At 72.8% G+C, this 17,869-nt stretch carries 19 protein-coding genes; 8 read left to right on the top strand and 11 right to left on the bottom strand.

Going from position 1 to position 17,869, the window contains the following annotated elements:
• Window positions 1-679 precede the first annotated feature (679 nt).
• Window positions 680-928: a hypothetical protein gene (locus ABZ172_RS13860; protein WP_356883579.1), complete on the top strand. Its 249-nt coding sequence runs from the start codon at window positions 680-682 to the stop codon at window positions 926-928.
• A complete protein-coding gene (locus ABZ172_RS13855) occupies window positions 925-1,167 on the top strand; it encodes a hypothetical protein (protein WP_356883577.1) in 243 nt (80 codons plus the stop codon). The genes ABZ172_RS13860 and ABZ172_RS13855 overlap by 4 nt, the downstream gene beginning before the upstream one ends.
• 36 nt (window positions 1,168-1,203) lie before the next feature.
• Here the strand turns inward: ABZ172_RS13855 and ABZ172_RS13850 are convergent, their stop codons facing one another.
• The 3 genes from ABZ172_RS13850 to mshA form a co-directional block, all read right to left on the bottom strand.
• Window positions 1,204-1,983, bottom strand: a complete 780-nt coding sequence (locus ABZ172_RS13850) for a hypothetical protein (protein WP_356883575.1) — start codon at window positions 1,981-1,983, stop codon at window positions 1,204-1,206.
• Between the two features lie 382 nt (window positions 1,984-2,365).
• Window positions 2,366-2,872 (bottom strand): YbjN domain-containing protein, encoded by a 507-nt coding sequence (locus tag ABZ172_RS13845; protein ID WP_356883573.1) that lies wholly within the window; start codon window positions 2,870-2,872, stop codon window positions 2,366-2,368.
• Window positions 2,873-3,011: 139 nt separating this feature from the next.
• On the bottom strand, window positions 3,012-4,361 hold the full coding sequence (mshA, locus tag ABZ172_RS13840) for a D-inositol-3-phosphate glycosyltransferase (protein ID WP_356883571.1): 1,350 nt from the start codon (window positions 4,359-4,361) through the stop codon (window positions 3,012-3,014).
• Between the two features lie 407 nt (window positions 4,362-4,768).
• On the opposite strand from mshA, the gene ABZ172_RS13835 reads away from it, so the two are divergent.
• The 3 genes from ABZ172_RS13835 to ABZ172_RS13825 all read left to right on the top strand — a co-directional run bounded on the left by ABZ172_RS13835 (window position 4,769) and on the right by ABZ172_RS13825 (window position 8,739).
• Window positions 4,769-5,554 (top strand): class I SAM-dependent methyltransferase, encoded by a 786-nt coding sequence (locus ABZ172_RS13835; protein WP_356883569.1) that lies wholly within the window; start codon window positions 4,769-4,771, stop codon window positions 5,552-5,554.
• 300 nt (window positions 5,555-5,854) lie between these two features.
• Window positions 5,855-6,922, top strand: coding sequence for an NlpC/P60 family protein (locus ABZ172_RS13830; protein WP_356883567.1), 1,068 nt, complete (start codon window positions 5,855-5,857; stop codon window positions 6,920-6,922).
• 461 nt (window positions 6,923-7,383) lie between these two features.
• Window positions 7,384-8,739: a SpoIIE family protein phosphatase gene (locus ABZ172_RS13825; RefSeq protein ID WP_356883565.1), complete on the top strand. Its 1,356-nt coding sequence runs from the start codon at window positions 7,384-7,386 to the stop codon at window positions 8,737-8,739.
• Here ABZ172_RS13825 and ABZ172_RS13820 read toward each other — a convergent pair.
• The 3 genes from ABZ172_RS13820 to ABZ172_RS13810 all read right to left on the bottom strand — a co-directional run bounded on the left by ABZ172_RS13820 (window position 8,721) and on the right by ABZ172_RS13810 (window position 10,392).
• Window positions 8,721-9,056, bottom strand: a complete 336-nt coding sequence (locus ABZ172_RS13820; RefSeq protein ID WP_356883563.1) for a DUF2516 family protein — start codon at window positions 9,054-9,056, stop codon at window positions 8,721-8,723. The genes ABZ172_RS13825 and ABZ172_RS13820 overlap by 19 nt on opposite strands.
• A gap of 117 nt (window positions 9,057-9,173) precedes the next feature.
• On the bottom strand, window positions 9,174-9,854 hold the full coding sequence (locus ABZ172_RS13815; RefSeq protein ID WP_356883561.1) for a hypothetical protein: 681 nt from the start codon (window positions 9,852-9,854) through the stop codon (window positions 9,174-9,176).
• A 28-nt stretch (window positions 9,855-9,882) separates the two neighbouring features.
• Window positions 9,883-10,392 (bottom strand): helix-turn-helix transcriptional regulator, encoded by a 510-nt coding sequence (locus ABZ172_RS13810; protein WP_356883560.1) that lies wholly within the window; start codon window positions 10,390-10,392, stop codon window positions 9,883-9,885.
• 273 nt (window positions 10,393-10,665) lie between these two features.
• On the opposite strand from ABZ172_RS13810, the gene ABZ172_RS13805 reads away from it, so the two are divergent.
• Window positions 10,666-11,136, top strand: a complete 471-nt coding sequence (locus ABZ172_RS13805; RefSeq protein ID WP_356883717.1) for a DIP1984 family protein — start codon at window positions 10,666-10,668, stop codon at window positions 11,134-11,136.
• Between the two features lie 528 nt (window positions 11,137-11,664).
• Entirely contained in the window at window positions 11,665-12,492 is an 828-nt protein-coding gene (locus ABZ172_RS13800) for an alpha/beta hydrolase (RefSeq protein WP_356883559.1), read from the top strand.
• 170 nt (window positions 12,493-12,662) lie between these two features.
• Here ABZ172_RS13800 and ABZ172_RS13795 read toward each other — a convergent pair whose 3' ends face one another.
• The 3 genes from ABZ172_RS13795 to ABZ172_RS13785 all read right to left on the bottom strand — a co-directional run bounded on the left by ABZ172_RS13795 (window position 12,663) and on the right by ABZ172_RS13785 (window position 15,754).
• The gene (locus ABZ172_RS13795; RefSeq protein WP_356883557.1) at window positions 12,663-13,916 is read right to left on the bottom strand and encodes a GNAT family N-acetyltransferase; all 1,254 of its coding nucleotides are present in this window, start codon (window positions 13,914-13,916) and stop codon (window positions 12,663-12,665) included.
• Between the two features lie 133 nt (window positions 13,917-14,049).
• Window positions 14,050-15,027, bottom strand: coding sequence for an asparaginase (locus tag ABZ172_RS13790; protein WP_356883555.1), 978 nt, complete (start codon window positions 15,025-15,027; stop codon window positions 14,050-14,052).
• A gap of 52 nt (window positions 15,028-15,079) precedes the next feature.
• Window positions 15,080-15,754 (bottom strand): ABC transporter substrate-binding protein, encoded by a 675-nt coding sequence (locus tag ABZ172_RS13785; protein ID WP_356883553.1) that lies wholly within the window; start codon window positions 15,752-15,754, stop codon window positions 15,080-15,082.
• Between the two features lie 116 nt (window positions 15,755-15,870).
• Here ABZ172_RS13785 and dtd point away from each other — a divergent pair, with 116 nt between their 5' ends.
• Entirely contained in the window at window positions 15,871-16,320 is a 450-nt protein-coding gene (gene dtd, locus ABZ172_RS13780) for a D-aminoacyl-tRNA deacylase (RefSeq protein ID WP_356883551.1), read from the top strand.
• Between the two features lie 31 nt (window positions 16,321-16,351).
• Here dtd and ABZ172_RS13775 read toward each other — a convergent pair whose 3' ends face one another.
• Window positions 16,352-17,317 carry a folate-binding protein gene (locus tag ABZ172_RS13775; protein ID WP_356883549.1) on the bottom strand — a complete coding sequence of 322 codons (966 nt, stop codon included), beginning with the start codon at window positions 17,315-17,317 and terminating at the stop codon, window positions 16,352-16,354.
• Between the two features lie 30 nt (window positions 17,318-17,347).
• Complete coding sequence (locus ABZ172_RS13770; RefSeq protein ID WP_356883547.1) at window positions 17,348-17,809, bottom strand: Fur family transcriptional regulator; 462 nt, start codon at window positions 17,807-17,809, stop codon at window positions 17,348-17,350.
• Window positions 17,810-17,869: the final 60 nt, after the last annotated feature.

Below are 17,869 nucleotides of genomic sequence, written 5' to 3'. Positions count from 1 at the left end.
TGGATTACACAAGCCCGTAGCATGGCTGAGGCCGGTTGAGGTGCAGCGAGACACACTCCCCGGATCCGCGGCCGAGTCCCCACTGTTCCCGCGCGAGTCCCTGCAGGATCTGGCACGCGAATGGCACGATTTCCGCCCTTCGTTGAGGGGCCGCCCACCGCCCCTGACCAGCAAAAAGCCAGCCTACCAAGATCCCCGACAGCACCCAGGGCAAGAAGAAGTAACCACAGCTCAACAAGCCCCCCAGCTCGCGGTTTTCCGCCGGCCGGGGGGCTTCTCGCTGTCGAGCCGGGTGGAAGTGCGCAGTGGGCCGCCGGCCGTGCGCGCTCAGGAGGGCTGCGCACGAGACGGACGGCGGCGCGCCACGGTCAGTCGGTGGTGTGGCGTAGGCCGTCGATGCCTGGGGGAGACACGCGCACGGCGCCCTTTTCATCGGCGAGGCGCTGAGGGGCGTCGCACGCCCAGGTCAACAAGGCTATCTAGACAGCCTGTTGGCGCGTTCGCCGTCAACCGATCCGCCCAACTGGGCTCGCTGTCCGGCCCCCTGAGCCGTGCGCGCACCGGGCCCGTCGGAGCGCACCCGATAACGTGGCATGCACATCAGCCTGTTACCCGGAGGCGCGCTCTCGCGCCTCGGGCGGTCGGGACGCGGAGGACAAGGGGATCGGGGAGAGCGATCATGGGCGAGTCTCTGAGGACGTTCGTCGGCGGTACCGAGGTCGAGGTACCGAACAGCATTCCCGCGATCCGTGCCGCGCTGCCGGAGGAGAGACGCGAGGAGTTCGACCGGGCGATCAACGAGGCCGGGGTGCACGAGATCCAGGCCGTCATGCGGCACTGGATGCTGGAGTCGGTACCCGATCCCGAGGCCGAGCAGATCCTCGACCGGCTCGCCCAGGACGAGGCCGAGAGGCGGAACGTCTCTTGAGTTTCCGCATCTCCTTCGCACCGCCCGCCGACGACACCCTGGCCAAGATGCGCGACGCCGATCCGTTCCGCGACGAGATGGCGCGCACGCTGGGCCTGGACCCCTACGGACACGCCTCGACCCCGGTGAAGAGCGAGCACGACCGGCGCGAGGCGACGGTGTACGGGGCCATCGTCCTGTACTACGTCTCCGGGTCCGTGCTCACGGTCACCGTGGTCAGGCTCGTACCGCTGCCGTGACGCCGTCCGCCGCCCGCGCCGTGCTCCCCCGGTGCCTCAGCCGAGCTTCTTGACCTGCGCGTCGATCAGCGCGGTCGGGAGGGGGAAGTCGGCGTGCGCGCCCGTCTTGCCGAGGTTGAACGAGAAGAACGTGGCGACCGTGCCGCCCTGGCGCAGTGACACGAGCTTGAAGGGGGTCGCCTTGTTTCCCTCACCGATCTGCACCCGCCAGGCGAGGGCTTCGTCGCCGCCGGTCGCCTTCTCCTCGGTCAGCTTGGTGACCTTCTGCTTCGAGCCCTTGACCGACAGGGTGAATCCGCCGGTCGCGCACGCGGCGGCCGACTCGCGGAGTTCGGCGAGGCTCTTCGCCGCGCCGTCACCGTCGTACGAGGCGAGGGTGACCAGCGACGACGTCACGTCGAGCATGCCGGCGAGCAGGTCCTCGGGGTCGGCGGACTCGTCCTTCTTCGGCTCCTGAACGGCCTTGCGTCCGGCGTTGCCGACCGGGCTGCCGCGCTCCACCCCGTAGAAGGCGAACCCGACCGGCTCGCACTCCTTCTTGTCCACGGTGACCTCGTCGGCCTTGGCGATGTCCTCGGGCCCGGTCTTCGTGATCCGGTGGCCGGCGACGTCGCCCTGCTCCAGCGACGCCTTCTCCAGCTCGGCCGAGGACAGCGCCTTGACCGCCGAAGGCGTGGCGGAGGCCACGCCCTTGCCCCCGGAGGTGCCGCCGTCACCTGCGGTGTCGGAGTCCGAACCGCCGCAGGCGGTGGCGAGCAGGGTCAGGGAGACCGCGGCTGCGACGAGGGCGGTACGGCGTACGGCGGTGGCGCGCATGGTGGGTTCATCTCTCGGTACGGAAGGAGCAACGGCGCGCTCCCGGCCCGGCGTTCGGGCCGGTACGGGAAGGGCTGTCGCAGTGCGCACACTCTACGATCGGACGCTTGGCCGATGATCACTTCGGATGCCCCAGGGGATGATCGTGACGCCGTCGTGATCATCTTGTGAATGACCTGTGAGCCGGTCGGTCCGCGGCCGGGCCGTGGGAGGCCGCCGACACCACACAGTCGGCCGCCGCCGCAGCCGGTCGCTCCCGCAGCCGGTCGCCGCACCGAAGGCACCGGATCCGCTGGGGGCTTGGGCCATACGGGAAGTGCGGGAGGCGCCGGACCCGCCGAAGGCCGTGAAGGTGTGGTGACCGTGCGCGGCGCCCCCGGTCTCAGGAGGGCCGCTGCGTGAGGTGCGCGAAGGCGTCCAGGTTGCGGGTCGACTCGCCGCGCTCGACCCGCCAGGCGTACTCCTTGCGGATCGCGCTCGCGAAGCCCAGTTCGAGCAGCGGGTTGAAGGCGCCGTCCGCCGCCTCCAGGACCGACCCCAGCAGCCGGTCGAGTTCCTCGGGCGTGACGACGGAGAGCGGGAGCCTGCCGACGAGATAGATGTCGCCGAGCGGGTCGATGGCGTAACTCACCCCGAAGAGGCGGAGGTTGTGCTCCAGCAGCCAGCGGTGCACAGCGGCGTCGTTCTCGTCCGGGTGCCGGATGACGAACGCAGTGAGGGACAGCGAGTGCTGTCCGACGATCAGGGAACAGGTCGTGGACAGCTTGCGGGTGCCGGGCAGCGTCACGACGAAGGTGCCGGGCTCGGGGCTCTCCCATTCCAGCTCCGCGTCGTCCAGCGACGCTTCGATGACCTGCGCCGCTGCTGCCTCGTCGGTTACGTCAGCCATGGTGCGAGCGTACGGCAGCGTCCCCGCCGGCTCCCCCGGCTGCGGGACGGCGCGAGCGGTCCCGCCGGCCTGCGTGGCGCGAGCGGTCCGCCGGCCGTGGAGCGGGCAGCGCCCCGGCCCTGCGACGCGAGCGGCACCCTCAGCCGTGGTGCGAGCGGGAGCGGCGCCGGTGGTCGTACATCGCCGCCGTGTAGACCTCGGCGGTGGCGGACGCGGCCGTGTCCCAGCCGAAGGACTGGGCGTGCGCGGCTGCGGCCTCGCCCATCCGGTCGGCCAGTTCCGCGCTGTCCGCGAACCGGCCCAGCGCCTGTGCGTACGCCTCCGGGTCGTGGCCGGGGATCAGGAAGCCGCTGACGCCGTCCCGCACCGCGACCGGGAGGCCGCCCACCGACGCGGCGACGACCGGGGTGCCGGCCGCCTGCGCCTCTATGGCGACGAGGCCGAAGGACTCGCTGTACGACGGCATGACCAGCACGGACGCCGCCCGGAACCAGTCCGCGAGCTGGTCCTGGCCGACCGGCGGGTGGAACCGCACGACGTCGGCGATGCCCAGGCGTGCGGCCAGCTTCTGCAGGCCCTCCGGCTTGGCGAGCCCGCTGCCGCTGGGGCCCCCGACGACGGGGACCAGGATGCGCGAGCGCAGCGAGGGGTCGCGGTCGAGCAGCACGGCGACCGCCCGCAGCAGCACGTCCGGGGCCTTCAGCGGCTGGATGCGGCCCGCGAACAAGGGGATCAGGGCGTGCTGGGGCAGGCCGAGGCGGGCCCGCGCGGCGGCGCGCCCGTCGCCGGGGCGGAACCGGTCCAGGTTGACCCCGGGGTGCACGACGGCCACGGACGCCGGGTCGGCGTCGTAGAAGCGGATCAGTTCGTCGGCCTCGCCGGCGGTGTTCGCGATGAGCCGGTCGGAGGCGTGCACGATCTGCGTCTCCCCGATGACCCGGGCGGCGGGCTCGGGGGTGTCACCCTCGGCGAGCGCGGCGTTCTTGACCTTCGCCATGGTGTGCATGGCGTGGACGAGGGGGACGCCCCAGCGCTGCGCGGCGAGCCAGCCGACCTGGCCGGACAGCCAGTAGTGGGAGTGCACCAGGTCGTAGTGGCCGGGGCGCTGGCCCGCCCATGCCTGCATCACCCCGTGGGTGAAGGCGCAGAGCTGGGCGGGCAGTTCCTCCTTGGCCAGACCCTCGTACGGTCCCGCGTCGATGTGCCGGACGAGGACTCCGGGCGCCAGGTCGACCGTCGGGGGCAGCCCGCCGGTGGTGGCCCGGGTGAAGATCTCGACCTCGATGCCGATCGCGGCGAGGCGCTTGGCCAGCTCGACGATGTAGACGTTCATGCCGCCCGCGTCCCCGGTGCCGGGCTGGTGCAGCGGCGAGGTGTGCACGGAGAGCATCGCGACACGGCGGGGTTTGCGTGGTCCGGCGAAACCGCCGGGGAAGCGGATTCGGGGTGCCGCACGGCTGCTGCCGAGCCGGGAGACGTACTGGCTCACGGGTCCGCTCCTCCTCGCTCAGGGCATGACACGTACGGGACACGAGGCCCCTTCAAAGCTCCAGAACAGCGGAACTCGGCCTTTCATTTCCACTTTGCCAAATCATTGCGATGCCCACGGCGTGCCGGAGGGCGCCCACGCGCTCGGCCGGGCCCCGTCCTCGAAGGAGCGCCGTCCGCCCGCAGTGCGGGGCCCGCGGCATCCGGTGCGTGCGCGCGCACGGCGGAGGGACCGCCCGCGTGCCGCGCGTACGCGGGCGCCCCCGCCGAGGCAGCGCACCTGCGGGCCGGGCGGGACGGTCGCCGCCGGTCGGGCGGGACGAAGCAGGCAGGGCCGACGTCGCGAGTCGGGCGGGACGGTGCAGGCAGGGCCCGGGGTGCGCCGGTGCTTCGCATACGCTCCCCTACATGCACCAGCGCCCCATCGGCACCGCGACCCGCGGGACGACCAACCCCAATCGGCTCCGCCGGATGGACCGCTGGATCGCCGCCACCCACGGCCCCGCCCTGCGCCGCAGCGACGCCCCCCTCGCGGTCGACCTCGGTTACGGCGCCGCCCCCTGGACGGCCGTCGAACTGCTGGAGCGGCTGCGCGGCGCCGACCCGCGCACGGCCGTCGTGGGCGTGGAGATCGACCCCGCACGGGTGGCGGCCGCGCAGCCCTACGCACGCACGGGCCTCACCTTCGTGCACGGCGGTTTCGAGATCCCCACGGCCGGCCGGCCGGCCCTGATCCGCGCCGCGAACGTCCTGCGCCAGTACGACGAGGGCGAGGTCACCGCGGTCTGGCAACGGCTGTGCGCCCGGCTCGCCCCCGGAGGGCTGCTGGTCGAGGGCACCTGCGACGAGATCGGACGCCGGCACGTGTGGGTCGCGCTCGGTCCGGAGGGCCCGCGCACGGTCACCTTCGCGACCCGGCTCGGCTCGCTGCACCGCCCCTCGGACCTGGCCGAGCGCCTCCCCAAGGCCCTGATCCACCGCAATGTCCCGGGCGAACCGGTGCACGCCTTCCTGCGGGACCTCGACCGCGCCTGGGCCACGGCCTCGCCGTACGCCTCACTGGGCGCGCGGCAGCGCTGGATCGCGACGGCCAGGGCGGTCTCCGCCGACTGGCCCCTGACGGACGGCGTACGACGCTGGCGCCAGGGCGAGATCACGGTGCGCTGGTCCGCCCTGCGCCCCGGCGCGGAATGACCGGCGCCCTGCGGACACCCCCGGGGTGAGCGGCCGCCGGCCCCGGAGCGGACACCCCCGGGTGAACGGCCGCCCGCCCCGGAGCGGGTGGCGCACCGCTTCCCCGAAAGGAGGACGCGAGCGGATACGGGAACGCCCGCGGGGCATCGTTCGTCCCTCTGTGTGACGGGGAGAGCGGCGCGAACCTCTGTCGCTTTGGGGGGCCGCATGGCACGATCGCGTCGTCACACAAATGTTACTGACGGTAAGTCAGCTGTGCGGGACATGGCTTTCACGGCCGTCCGCCCGGAGGGGGAGCTTGTGAACCGACGCCACTGTGCCAGTGCCGCGATCACTCTGGTCTGCGCTCTGGCTCTGCTGACCGCGCCGGTCCAGGCCATGGCCGCTCCGATACCGGAGCCGGGCCCCACCACCACGGCGCCCCCCGCCGCGGCGAAGAGCCTGGAGGAGGTGCGCGCGGAGATCGAGACCCTCTACCGCAAGGCAGGGGCGGCCACGGACGCGTACAACCTCGCCGAGGAGCAGGCCGAGAAGCAGTCGGGCGAGATCGCCCGGCTGACCAAGTCGATCGCCGACGGCGAGGCGAAGATCGCCGAGCTGAAGGACAGGGCGGGCGCCCAGGCCCGCGAGCAGTACCGCAGCGGCGGGCTCCCCCCGGGGACCCAGATGGTGCTGAGCGGCGATCCGAGCCTCTTCATGGACGGCCTCAACCAGGCCAGGCAGGGTCAGCAGGCCACCAAGGGCATGCTGACCGAGCTGGAGCAGGCCCAGGAGGACTTGGAGACGTACGCCCAGGACGCCGACCTCAACCGGAAGAAGATCGAGGCCGGTCGCGTCAAGCAGGCCAAGTCCCGGAAGAGTATCGAGGCGCAGATCGCGGCGGCGGAGAAGCTCGAGTCGCAGCTGGCCGAGAAGGAGCGGGACCGGCTCCTGGAGCTGGAGCAGGACGCCGCGTCCTCGGCGCAGGCCGCCTGGCTCTCCTCCGGCGCGCTGCAGGACATCAACCGCGAGGCGAGCCCCGCCGGCAAGCGGGCGGTGGCCTTCGCGACCGGCCAGATAGGCAAGCCGTACGTCTGGGGAGCCGAGGGTCCCGGCTCGTACGACTGCTCGGGACTGACCTCGCAGGCCTGGGCGGCGGCGAAGCGGCCGATCCCCCGCACGTCCCAGGAGCAGTGGCGTCAGCTGCCCCGCATCCCTGTACAGGACATGCGTCCCGGCGACCTGATCATCTACCACGGCGACGCCAGCCACGTCGGCATGTACGTCGGCGACGGCCAGATCGTGCACGCACCCCGGCCCGGCCGGCACGTCACCCTGACGGGCGCCGGCTCGATGCAGATCCTGGGCGTGGTCCGGCCGGACAAGTAGCCCCGCACACCTCCGCCGGCCGGCATACGCCGACGGAGGGGCAGGGGGCAGGGGGGCAGAGGCCGGAGGACGGGCACCGGGCCCGGACCTCTCGCACGAGGGACACACCGGGCCGGTCGCACCGGACGCGTCGCCCGCACACCGGGCCGGTCGCACGCACACCGGCCCCGGACCCGGTCGCTGCGCACGCGCACCGGACGCTGCTGCTTCGCACACGGCCCGCACATGTGTGCGCCATGTAACCGGTCGACGCGTGATGTTCGTCATGACCGCATGTCCGATTCGCGCGCACCCATCACGCCGGATCCGTGGTGGGACGCGGCTTATGGCCGCGCCCATGACGGAGGATGACCGCCGGGCAGCGTTCCGTTCCCCCGCCGCGGACCGCTATCGTCCCCGACTGCGGTTCGTCGTTCGTCGATCCGCCGCGCCCTCGGGGGGAGGGAAGGAAACCCGAACCGATGCCCGTACCCGTGCCGCAGCAACGTGCCGTTCCCGCTGCGGAGACCACCCATGGCGCCGACCTCACACTCCTGGTGATCGAGGACGACCCTGCGGGCACCTTCGTCGTACCCGACCTGTCGTCCGCCGCGGGAACACGGGTCCGCGTCCGTACCGCCCGCAACCTCACCGAGGCCGGCCGGTTGCTCACCGACGACGTCGACTGCATCCTGCTCGACCTCGACCTGGAGGTGGCCTCCCTGCCCGCCGACGCACGCGCCGACGGACCCGCCGACGGCACCGGCCGCCCGGACGAGCTCACCGCCCTCCGGCACATCCTGCGCATCGCACCGCGGCACGCCGTCCTCGCCCTGACCGCGGAGCACGACGCCGAGCGGGCGGCCGAGGCCGTACGCGTCGGGGCCCAGGACTTCCTCTTCCGCAGCGAGCTCGACGGGCGCCTCCTGAACCGCGCGATCCGGCACGCCGTGGAGCGCAAACGAGCCGACACCGCCCAGCACCAGCTGACCGAGTCCCGGCTGCTCGCCCAGGAGAACGCCCGGCTGGAACGCGGACTGCTGCCGACCCCGCTCCTCGACGGCTCCGACCTGGTCTTCGCCGCCCACTACCGGCCGGGCCGCAGCCGCGCCCTGCTCGGCGGCGACTTCTACGACACGGTCCGGACACCGGACGGCACGGTCCACGCGATGATCGGCGACGTCTGCGGACACGGCCCCGACGAGGCCGCGCTCGGCGTGGAGCTGCGCATCGCCTGGCGCGCGCTGACGCTGGCCGGGCTCTGCGGCGACGTCCTGCTGTCCACCTTGCAGCAGGTCCTGGAGCACGAGCGGCAGAGCGAGGAGATCTTCGCGACGCTCTGCACCGTCGACATCGCCCCCGACGGGCGCCGGGCGGGCCTGTGCATCGCGGGTCACCCCGCACCGCTGATCGCCCGCCGGGGACGGGCGGCGCACCTCCTGCCCCAGGAGGGCGGCGGCCCGGCGCTCGGCCTGCTGCCGCACGCCCGGTGGCCCCGCCGCCAGGTCGAGCTGGGCGGCTCCTGGAGCCTGATGATGTACACCGACGGGCTGATCGAGGGGCGCGTCGGGGAGTCGGGGACCCAGCGGCTCGGCCAGGACGGCATGACCGCGGTGGTCAACGACCGGCTGGAGCAGGGGCTGGGCGGCGAAGCGCTGCTGGAGGCCGCGGTCACCCAGGTCCAGCAGCTGAACGGCGGCGAGCTGACCGACGACGTGGCGGTCCTGCTGCTGGAGCGCGACGAGTCCCGTGCGGCGACATGCCGAAGGGGCAGGAACGCCGCGCGCTCCCGCCCCTCTGCCGCCTCGCGGGCCGGCGCTCAGCGCCCGCCGTTGTAAGGGCCGTACGGTCCGTCACTGCTGGAACCTCCGCGGCGGCCGCCGCCGCCCGACACGGCCTTGATCGCCGGACGCACGTCCACCATGAAGACGATGGACGCGATCACACCGGCGATCTGCAGGAACAGGATCGGAATGACGAGGTTCACGAAGACGGTGACGCCGAGGATGATCAGCCAGAAGGACTTCTTCTGCTTGTCCGCGGCCCGGTAGGCGTCCTCGCGCGCCGTCACGGCGAAGACCAGCGCGACCACGGCCAGGACAAGCATGGCCAGGTACAACAGCTGGAGGATCGAGCCGAATGCTTCGAGCAACACGGTGAACACCGCCTAGTCAGTGGATGAGCGCCTCGCGGCCAAGGTACCGGGACAACGACCCGGGCACCCCGAAAGGTGCCCGGCCCGCTCCCCGGACAATCCCGGAAGCGCGTCCGCCTACTTCGCGGGCGGAGTCGTCTTCTTCGCCGCGGGCTTGCGCGCGGGGGCCGGCTTCTTCGCCGTCGCGGCGGGCGTCGTGCCGGAGGCCGCGGCCTTCGGAGCGGGCTTCTTCGCGGCGGGGGCCGCCGGCTTCGCGGACGACGCCGGCTTCGCCGGGGTGGCCTGCTTCGCGGACGGCGAGGGCTTCGGCGCGGCGTCGGACTTCTGCTTCGGCACGGACTTCGGCTCCGCCTCGACGACGGCCGCGATCTCCACGATCTCCTCGGCCGTCTCGCCGCGCCAGGTGCGCACGGACTGCTCACCGCGCTCGGCGACCTTCTCGTACGTCTCCCGGGCACGGACCGCGTACTCGGCGGCCACGCCCACGCTGCGCAGCGCCAGGTCCTGAGCCGTCTCGCCCCACTTCTTGAAGTCGGTGTCCAGCGTCCCGAAGACCTCGGTCACCTTCGCCTGCACGGTGGCCTGAGCCTCCTTGGCCTGCGTGGTGACGCGCTCCTGCACGGCCTTCGGGTCGGTGTTGCGCACCGCCTCGATCCGCTCGGGGGCCTCGGCCCGCAGCTGGTCGATCAGGGCCGGGACCTTGCGCGCCTGCTCCACGGCGAGGTCGGCCGTGCCGGCGGCGAAGTAGAGGGGGGTCGGGTCGGTGAGGGTCTTGCGCAGGTCATCGGTGATGGCCATGACTGTGGTCCTCCCGGATCATCAGAAGTCAGTTCGCTGGTGGGTCTGCATCACTGCCGCCGGCCGTACGGGGGCCGCGGGCATCCGGACCGGCGCCGTTCTCGTCCCCGGCACCGCTTTCCGCGTCGGCGTCGATTCTGCTCTTCGCGTCGGCGGCGCCGTGGAACTCGGGCCCGGTGTCGGGCGCGACATCGAAACCGTTCTCCCGGCGGAAGGAGTCGTAGATCTGCAGCAGTACGTTCTTCTGCCGCTCGTTGATCGACGGATCGGCCAATATGACCGCCCGCGTCTCCAGCTCCTCCCGCTCCCGCTCGTCGAGGATCCCGGCCCGCACGTAGAGCGTCTCGGCGGAGATCCGCAGGGCCTTCGCGACCTGCTGGAGCACCTCGGCGCTCGGCTTGCGCAGGCCGCGTTCGATCTGGCTGAGATACGGATTGGACACTCCGGCGGCGTCGGCGAGCTGCCGCAGGGAGAGCTGCGCGGTGCGCCGCTGCTCACGCAGGTACTCGCCGAGATTGCCGACGTTGAGTGATGCCATGACCCGATGGTGCACCAGCCTTGCTAACTTTTGCAAGCGCATGCTTGCAAAAGTGTTCCAGGCAACACCCGCCTCACCGGACCGGCCCCACGCCCCCGTGCCCGCAACGCCCCCGTCGCCGGCCTCACCCCCGGTGCGCTCCGGGGCTGTCCACCTCCGCGCGGGCCCCGTCGCCCGCCTCCCGGCAGGCCTCCGGCCGCCCGAAAACCTGATGCGTCCGGACCGGTGGGTGCTCGTACACTCGTCCGACTCATGAAGGGGGAGGTGGAGAAGATGAAGCTTGCCGAGGCACTGGCGGAACGTGCGGAGGCGACGCGCCGGGTGGAGCAGCTGCGGGCACGCGTCGTCAGCAGCGCGCGGCACCAGGAGGGGGAGACACCCGCCGAGGACGCCGCTCAGCTGCTGACCGAGACCGTCGAGGTGCTGGACACCCTGGAGACCCTGATCCGGCGGATCAACCGGACCAACGCCACCGTGCGGGTGGACCCCCACGGCACGCTCACCGACGCCCTCGCCCGCCGGGACGTCCTGCGGCTGCGCCACTCCGTGGTCTCCGCGGCGGCGGACGCGGCAGCGGGCACGGGCGAACGGGGACACGGCCGGCAGCTCCGGTCCGAGCTGATGATGGTCTCCGCACTGCCGGTCGCCGAACTGCGCGGTCGGGCGGACCTGCTCGCGCGGGAGATCCGCGAGGTCGACGTGCGGATCCAGCGGACGAACTGGGAGGCGGACCTGCTGGACTGAGCGTCCGGCGGACTCGGACGGATGTGGAGCAGGTAGCTGCTTCGGAGGCGTGCACACGCCGAGGGCCGGCGGCTCTCCGGTCCACTCCTGGTGCGTGAGGAGCAACGCAGGGGTTCGATTCCCCGTCCACGGCGCAGCTCAGCACGGCGCACAGGTAACGGTGCACCTTGCACAGCACATCACCACGTGCAGATCCGAAGCGGTGAGGGCGGGTACGGGGCTCTCCACATCACCGCGGCACGACGGGCCTCCCCCAGCACCACCCCCCCACCACCACCGCACGACGGGCTCCCCCGATCACCGCGGCACGGCAGATCGCCGGCGCCCGTGCGAGGCGTGGCGGCGTCCGGTCCGTACGCCGAGGTGCGGCCGGTGCCGTCGTGTGGAAGATGGGACGGGGGAACGGACGCAGGGCTCGTGCCGCGCCTCCTCACGGCGCCCCGGTGCCGGTCAGCGGCGCACGGCGGGCTCGTCACCGATACGGACGCCCGGCTCCGGGCCGGCCTTCCGCGGACCGAGAGGTACCTCATGCCGATCTGCACGACGCGCGACGGTGTCGACATCTTCTACCGGGACTGGGGCACCGGCCGGCCCGTGGTCTTCATCCACGGCTGGCCGCTGAACGGCGACGCCTGGCAGGACCAGCTCAAGGCGGTCGCCGACGCGGGCTTCCGCGGCATCGCGCACGACCGCCGCGGACACGGCCGCTCCACGCCGGTCTACCGGGGCTACGACTTCGACACCTTCGCCGACGACCTCGACGCACTCCTCACCCAGCTCGACCTGCGGGACGTGACCCTCGTCGGCCACTCCATGGGCGGCGGTGAACTGGCCCGCTACATCGGCCGGTACGGCACCGAACGCATCAGGTCCGCGGTCCTGCTGTCCGCGATCCCTCCGCTGATGCTCCAGGGCCCGGACAACCCCGAGGGAGTGCCCCGGTCGGTCTTCGACGACATCAAGAAGGGCATCCTGGCCGAGCGTTCGCAGTTCTGGAAGGACACCGCCATCGGGTTCTTCGGTGCCAACCGGGACGGCAACAAGGTCACCCGGGGCAACCAGGACGCGTTCTGGCTGATGGCCATGGCCCAGACCGTCCAGGGCGGGGTGGACTGTGTGGACGCCTTCGCGGCGACCGACTTCCACGAGGACCTGAAGAGGTTCGACATCCCCACCCTCGTGGTGCACGGCGACGACGACCAGGTCGTACCGATCGACGCCACCGGCCGCAAGACCGCCGAGCTGCTCCAGAACGCCACGCTCAAGGTCTACGAGGGCGGCTCGCACGGCATCGCCCTCGTCCCCGGCGACAAGGAGCGGTTCACCGCGGACCTCCTGGACTTCCTCGCGACCTGAGGGGCCCGGCCTCCGGGACGGGCTGTGCACGGGCAACGGCCGCACCCAAACGGACCGGCCGCACCCCAGCCCTGCCCGGCCGCCGGGACGGGCCGTACGTGCACGGCCGGGCGGCGGCCGGCGCAGCCGTGGCGGCGAGGGGCACGGGCACCGCCACGGCCGGGCAGGGCTCAGAACACGTCCGGGCACCACGCCCGGCGGGAGGCGCGGAACACGGCGTCCGCCGTCGCGACGGCCCCCGCACGGTGCTCGTCCACCCGTCCCAGCGCGGCGAGCCGCAGCGCGGACTCGTCACCCAGGTAGAGCGTGCCCAGCTCCGCCACGTCCAGGGTGAGTTCGGCGGTCCGGGTGGTCGCGGCGCAGGAGGCACCGGAGGGTGACACCTCCAGCAGGTACCGGCCGGCCGCCGGCCCGGCGGCGTCCCTCACCTCCAGGACCAGGGAGGCCTCGGTGGCGTACGTACGCGCCTCCAGGGCCCGGGGCACGTCCAGCAGACGCAGCCAGAGCCAGTCCGCGTGCGTGACGACGCGGGCGGCGCGCGGGTCGGGGAGCAGGAGCGGCAGCAGGTCGTCGGGGGCCCGGTGGCCGGTACGGACCGTGGTGATCCAGTCGATGGAGCAGACGAACCGCCACAGCGTGCGTTCCGCCGCCGGGGTCACGGCGATCATGCCGATGACCGTCGCCTTGTTGAGCGGCTGCTTCGCGTCGCCCCAGTGGTCGTCGGTGCGGTAGGCGATCAGCCCGTCCGTCTCGCCGTCCGCCGACCGGTACACCGCGTAGAACGGCTCCGTCCACGTCTCGAAGGCCGGCACGTCCACCCCGGTGCTGCGCTGCCACCAGCGCTCGTCCCGGGAGACCGCCCCGTGCTGCCGGGCCGCGAGGCGGGCGTGGAGCTCGGGTCCCAGCTTGCGTACGTCGGCCCCGTCGACCAGCTCGACCCGGCCGCCGTCCGACTCGGACGGGATCCTCGCACGCGGGTCCAGACCCGCACGGGGGACGTCGATCTCCCACTCGGTGGCCCAGGCGGCGGGCCCGAATCCGTACCGCCCGTAGATCGGGTACTCGGCGGCGATCAGCGAGGCGACCACATCGCCGCGCTCCTTCGCCGCCGCCAGGTCCGCGGCCATCATCCGGCTCAGCAGCCCGCGCCGGCGGTGCGTGGGGGTCACCGTCACGGCGGTGACGGCGTCGGCCCGCACCTTCGCCCCGCCGACGACGGTGAGGTCCTGTGCGAACGACCGGAAGGTCGCCACGCACCGCCCGGCGTCGAACACACCCTGGACACGCGCGAGGTCGGTGTTCGCCAGACGCACCGCGACCTCCTCCTCACCGGGAGCCGCGGCCGACCGGAGGAACCCGGTCCCCACGGCGCGGAGCCACTCGGGGTACTCGGCGGCGGTCACGGTGCGCAGGTCACGGCTCATACGGCCCACGCTAGGCACGGGGCGCGCACCCTGTCGCGCGCTTTTCCCGCCGCCCCCGTACGCGCCCGCTCCGAACACGCCCTGTGCAGAACACGGCCCGCTCCGAACACGCCCTTCGCAGAACGCGCCCCGTTCAGAACGCCGCCCGGATCTCGCCGACCTCCGCGGCACCGCCCAGCAGCGGCGCCCGCCCGATCCGGGACACCACGGGGGCGTCCACGCCGAGCAGCCCCAGCGCCCTGGCCAGCACCGGGCCCAGGGCCCGGGTGGAACCGTCGTCGATCTTGAACGCCAGCGCCCTGCCGTCGGGGAGCGCCAGCGCCTGCACCGCCTCCGCCCCCATCTTGGAGAGCGAGCCCGGCACCTCCCGCATCAGCCAGGTGTCCGGGCGCCGGGTGCCCGCGACGTACTCCGGGTGCGCCCGCATCGCGTCGGCGACGCGGCGCTCCGCCGAGCCCGGCTCCGCCAGCACGAAGGAGCGGAACGCACGGGCCAGGCCCACCAGCCCGATCGCCATCAGCGGGGCCCCGCAGCCGTCCGTGCCGACCGCGGCGACGGGCTCGCCCGCCGCCTCCGCGACCACCTCGCCGACCAGCTGCTGCAACGGGTGCGCCGGGTCGAGGTAGCCGGCGGTGTCCCAGCCGTTGCGCACGCAGACGGCCAGCATCGCCGCGTGCTTCCCCGAGCAGTTCATGGTGAGCGGCTCCCGCACACCCCCGGCCGCGAGGTACGCCTCGGCCTCGACCGGGTCCAGCGGCAGGTCGGGCGGGGTCTGGAGGTCCTCCGTCCGCAGGCCGTGCTCGGAGAGCATGGTGCGCACCAGGCCGAGGTGGAAGTCCTCGCCCGAATGGCTGGCGGCGGCCAGCGCCAGCCGCTCCCCCGACAGGTCGAGCCCGGCCCGCAGGATCGCGGCGGCCTGCATCGGCTTGTTGGACGAGCGCGGGAAGACCGGGGCCGCCGGGTCGCCCAGTGCGAGCTCCACACTCCCGTCCGCGGCCAGGACGACCAGCGACCCCCGGTGGCGGCCCTCGGTGAAACCGGACCGCACGACCTCGGCCAGCACCGGGAGCTCGGGAGACGGGGGCGACATCGGGGGTATGAAGGAGGTCATGGGACGGGTGGCCTTCCGGGGGCGGGCGTGACCCGCCCCCGGAAGGGTCGCTTCAGGCGAGCAGGTCCTCTACTTGTGCTTCCCCGTCACGGTACCTGCGGGCGATCTCGGCGCTGCAATCGTCGACGGTCCGCTGGAGCCGGTGGCGGCGTCGCGACACCTGCTGCTCGTAGCGCACGAGCCGCCCCATGGCGGTGAGGAGCTCCTCGTCCGTCCGGGCGTCCAGGTCGGAGAGCCCGACCTCCGCGAGGGTGTCCGCCGCCAGCCGGCGGTACTCGTCGCTGCGCGGCGTGGTGAGGGTGACGTGCCGCGCCGAGGAGCGGTGGACGGACGGGGCGTCGGCGAGGATCTCCGAGAGCCGGTCCACGACGGGCGACTCCGGGTCCACCCGCCGGGCCAGTTCGGCCCGCAGGATGTCGATCCGGCCCTGGACCAGACGGCGTACGTAACTGAGGTCGGCCTCGTCGCGCTGGGCGTCACGGCGCAGCGTGCGCAGTTCCGGCAGCCGCAGCCCGGCGAACTCGGGCTGCGGCCGGACGGAGGCCAGTCCTTCGACCGCACCGCCCCCGCTCTGTCCGGGCACGGACACCGCTCCGGGCAGCTGCACGGGCGGCGGGGCGGGCGGCTGCCCCGGCGCGGCACCGGTCCGCTGGACCGGCGGTCGCAGGCCGGCGGTACGCGCCCTCGGTACGGCACCGGGCGATGGCCCGGTTCCACGTGTCGTCATGATGTTCCGTCCCCTCGAACCGGTACGTCGGCACACCGACATCGTGCATGGTGTCACTACGCAGGGTGTTCATGCAGGTGCTCTGTACCCGTTCAGCCCAAGATAGGTTGGTCTGTATGCGTGCAGTGATACAGAGAGTGGACGGCGCGAGCGTCACCGTGGCGGGCGCCGCGGACGGTGCGCCGGAGACCGGCACGGTCGGCGAGATCGCCGGCGAGGGGCTGTGTGTGCTGGTGGGGGTCACTCACGGCGACACGGCGGAGAAGGCGGCGCAGCTCGCCCGCAAGCTGTGGACGCTGCGGGTACTGGAGGGTGAGAAGTCCTGCTCGGACGTGAATGCACCACTTCTGGTCATTTCCCAGTTCACCCTCTACGGGGACGCCAGGAAGGGCCGCCGGCCCACGTGGAACGCCGCGGCACCGGGCGAGGTCGCCGAACCGCTGGTCGACGAGGTGGTGGCCCGGTTGCGCGCGCTCGGCGCGCAGGTGGAGACGGGCCGGTTCGGGGCGGACATGCGGGTCTCGCTCACGAACCACGGCCCGTTCACCGTGCTGGTCGAGGTGTAGCGCCCCCGGTGGGACGGCGTGCGCAGGCCGTCTACGGTTCGACGACCGTCTCCTGGGCCGCCGCGGTGTCACCCGCGATCAGCTCCGCGTCCACCGCGACGTTCCGCTTCACCAGCGCCAGGGCGATCGGCCCCAGTTCGTGGTGGCGGGCGGAGGTGGTGACGAAGCCGAGCTGACGGCCCTCCGCGCCGTCGGCGGCCAGCCGGACCGGCGTCCCGTGGCCGGGCAGGTGCACCTCGCTGCCGTCGAGGTGCAGGAAGACCAGGCGGCGCGGCGGCTTCCCCAGGTTGTGGACACGGGCGACCGTCTCCTGGCCCCGGTAGCAGCCCTTCTGGAGGTGCACGGCGCTGCCGATCCAGCCCAGCTCGTGCGGGATCGTGCGGTGGTCGGTCTCGAAGCCCAGGCGCGGGCGGTGCGCCTCCACGCGCAGCGCCTCGTACGCCAGGATCCCGGCCACCGGGCCGTGCGCGGCGGCGTACGCCTCCAGGGCGGCACGGGGCAGGAAGAGGTCGCGGCCGTGGGCGGTCTCCCGCACGACGGCACCGTCCGGGACCTCCGCGATGGAACCGGCCGGCAGGTGCACCACGGCGAACTCCGCGGTGCGGTCGGCGACCTCGACCCGGTAGAAGAACTTCATCGACTCCAGGTAGGCGATCAGCTCGCCCTGGGTCCCCGGCTCGGTGTGCATCCACACCGTCGTGCCGTCGTCGACCAGGTAGACCGCGTGCTCGATGTGTCCGTTGGCGGACAGCACCAGGGCCTCGGTCGCCCGGTTCGGCGCGAGGTCGCTGACGTGCTGGGTGAGCAGGAGGTGCAGCCAGGTCAGCCGTTCCTCACCGGTCACCGTGACGACCCCGCGGTGCGACAGGTCGACGAGGCCGCTGCCGTCGGCGAGTGCGCGTTGCTCACGGAACAGGTCGCCGTAGTGCGCGGCGACGCCGTCGTCACGGCCCTCGGCGGGCACGGCACCGGGCAGGGACAGCAGAGGGCTCTTCATGCGACCAGCGTACGACCCGTACGGTCCGGACTACCGCGCGCCGCCGGTGCCCGGAGGCGTCGGGTCCCGGTCCGCCTTCGCCGTGCAGTCGGCACAGCGTCCGAAGATCGCGAAGTGCTTCATGTCGGTCTCGAAGCCGAAGGCGCCCCGCAGCTTCGCCGTGAAGTCGGCGACCACGTCCACATCGGCCTCGATGACGTTCGTGCAGTCCCGGCAGACGAGGTGGATGTGGTGGTGGCGGTCCGCCAGGTGGTACGTCGGGGCGCCGTGCCCCAGGTGGGCGTGGCTGACCAGCCCGAGCTCCTCCAGGAGCTCCAGGGTCCGGTAGACGGTGGAGATGTTCACGCCCGACGCCGTCCTGCGCACCTCGCAGAGGATGTCGTCGGGGGTCGCGTGCTCCAGCGCGTCGACGGCCTCCAGCACGAGCTGGCGCTGCGGCGTCAGCCGGTAACCGCGCTGCCGGAGATCGGTCTTCCAGTCGGTGCTCACCACAGCCCCAGTGTAGGGCGGGACGGGCGCGGGGCCCCGGGTCCGTGCGGAACGGGGCCCGGA

The sequence above is a fragment of the Streptomyces sp. NPDC006296 genome (genome assembly GCF_040613235.1).
Lineage (GTDB): Bacteria > Actinomycetota > Actinomycetes > Streptomycetales > Streptomycetaceae > Streptomyces.
Note: the sequence above shows the minus strand (reverse complement) of the source record. Positions and strands in the feature narration are given on the sequence as shown.

Bases quoted from the DNA above. Each gene is read 5' to 3' on its own strand.
- ABZ172_RS13790 (WP_356883555.1), bottom strand. From the start codon at position 15,027: ATGACCTCCTTCATACCCCCGATGTCGCCCCCGTCTCCCGAGCTCCCG.
- ABZ172_RS13785 (WP_356883553.1), bottom strand. From the start codon at position 15,754: ATGACGACACGTGGAACCGGGCCATCGCCCGGTGCCGTACCGAGGGCG.
- ABZ172_RS13825 (WP_356883565.1), top strand. From the start codon at position 7,384: ATGCCCGTACCCGTGCCGCAGCAACGTGCCGTTCCCGCTGCGGAGACC.
- ABZ172_RS13815 (WP_356883561.1), bottom strand. From the start codon at position 9,854: ATGGCCATCACCGATGACCTGCGCAAGACCCTCACCGACCCGACCCCC.
- ABZ172_RS13850 (WP_356883575.1), bottom strand. From the start codon at position 1,983: ATGCGCGCCACCGCCGTACGCCGTACCGCCCTCGTCGCAGCCGCGGTC.
- ABZ172_RS13810 (WP_356883560.1), bottom strand. From the start codon at position 10,392: ATGGCATCACTCAACGTCGGCAATCTCGGCGAGTACCTGCGTGAGCAG.
- ABZ172_RS13800 (WP_356883559.1), top strand. From the start codon at position 11,665: ATGCCGATCTGCACGACGCGCGACGGTGTCGACATCTTCTACCGGGAC.
- ABZ172_RS13860 (WP_356883579.1), top strand. From the start codon at position 680: ATGGGCGAGTCTCTGAGGACGTTCGTCGGCGGTACCGAGGTCGAGGTA.
- dtd (WP_356883551.1), top strand. From the start codon at position 15,871: ATGCGTGCAGTGATACAGAGAGTGGACGGCGCGAGCGTCACCGTGGCG.
- ABZ172_RS13775 (WP_356883549.1), bottom strand. From the start codon at position 17,317: ATGAAGAGCCCTCTGCTGTCCCTGCCCGGTGCCGTGCCCGCCGAGGGC.
- ABZ172_RS13805 (WP_356883717.1), top strand. From the start codon at position 10,666: ATGAAGCTTGCCGAGGCACTGGCGGAACGTGCGGAGGCGACGCGCCGG.
- ABZ172_RS13835 (WP_356883569.1), top strand. From the start codon at position 4,769: ATGCACCAGCGCCCCATCGGCACCGCGACCCGCGGGACGACCAACCCC.
- ABZ172_RS13845 (WP_356883573.1), bottom strand. From the start codon at position 2,872: ATGGCTGACGTAACCGACGAGGCAGCAGCGGCGCAGGTCATCGAAGCG.
- ABZ172_RS13795 (WP_356883557.1), bottom strand. From the start codon at position 13,916: ATGAGCCGTGACCTGCGCACCGTGACCGCCGCCGAGTACCCCGAGTGG.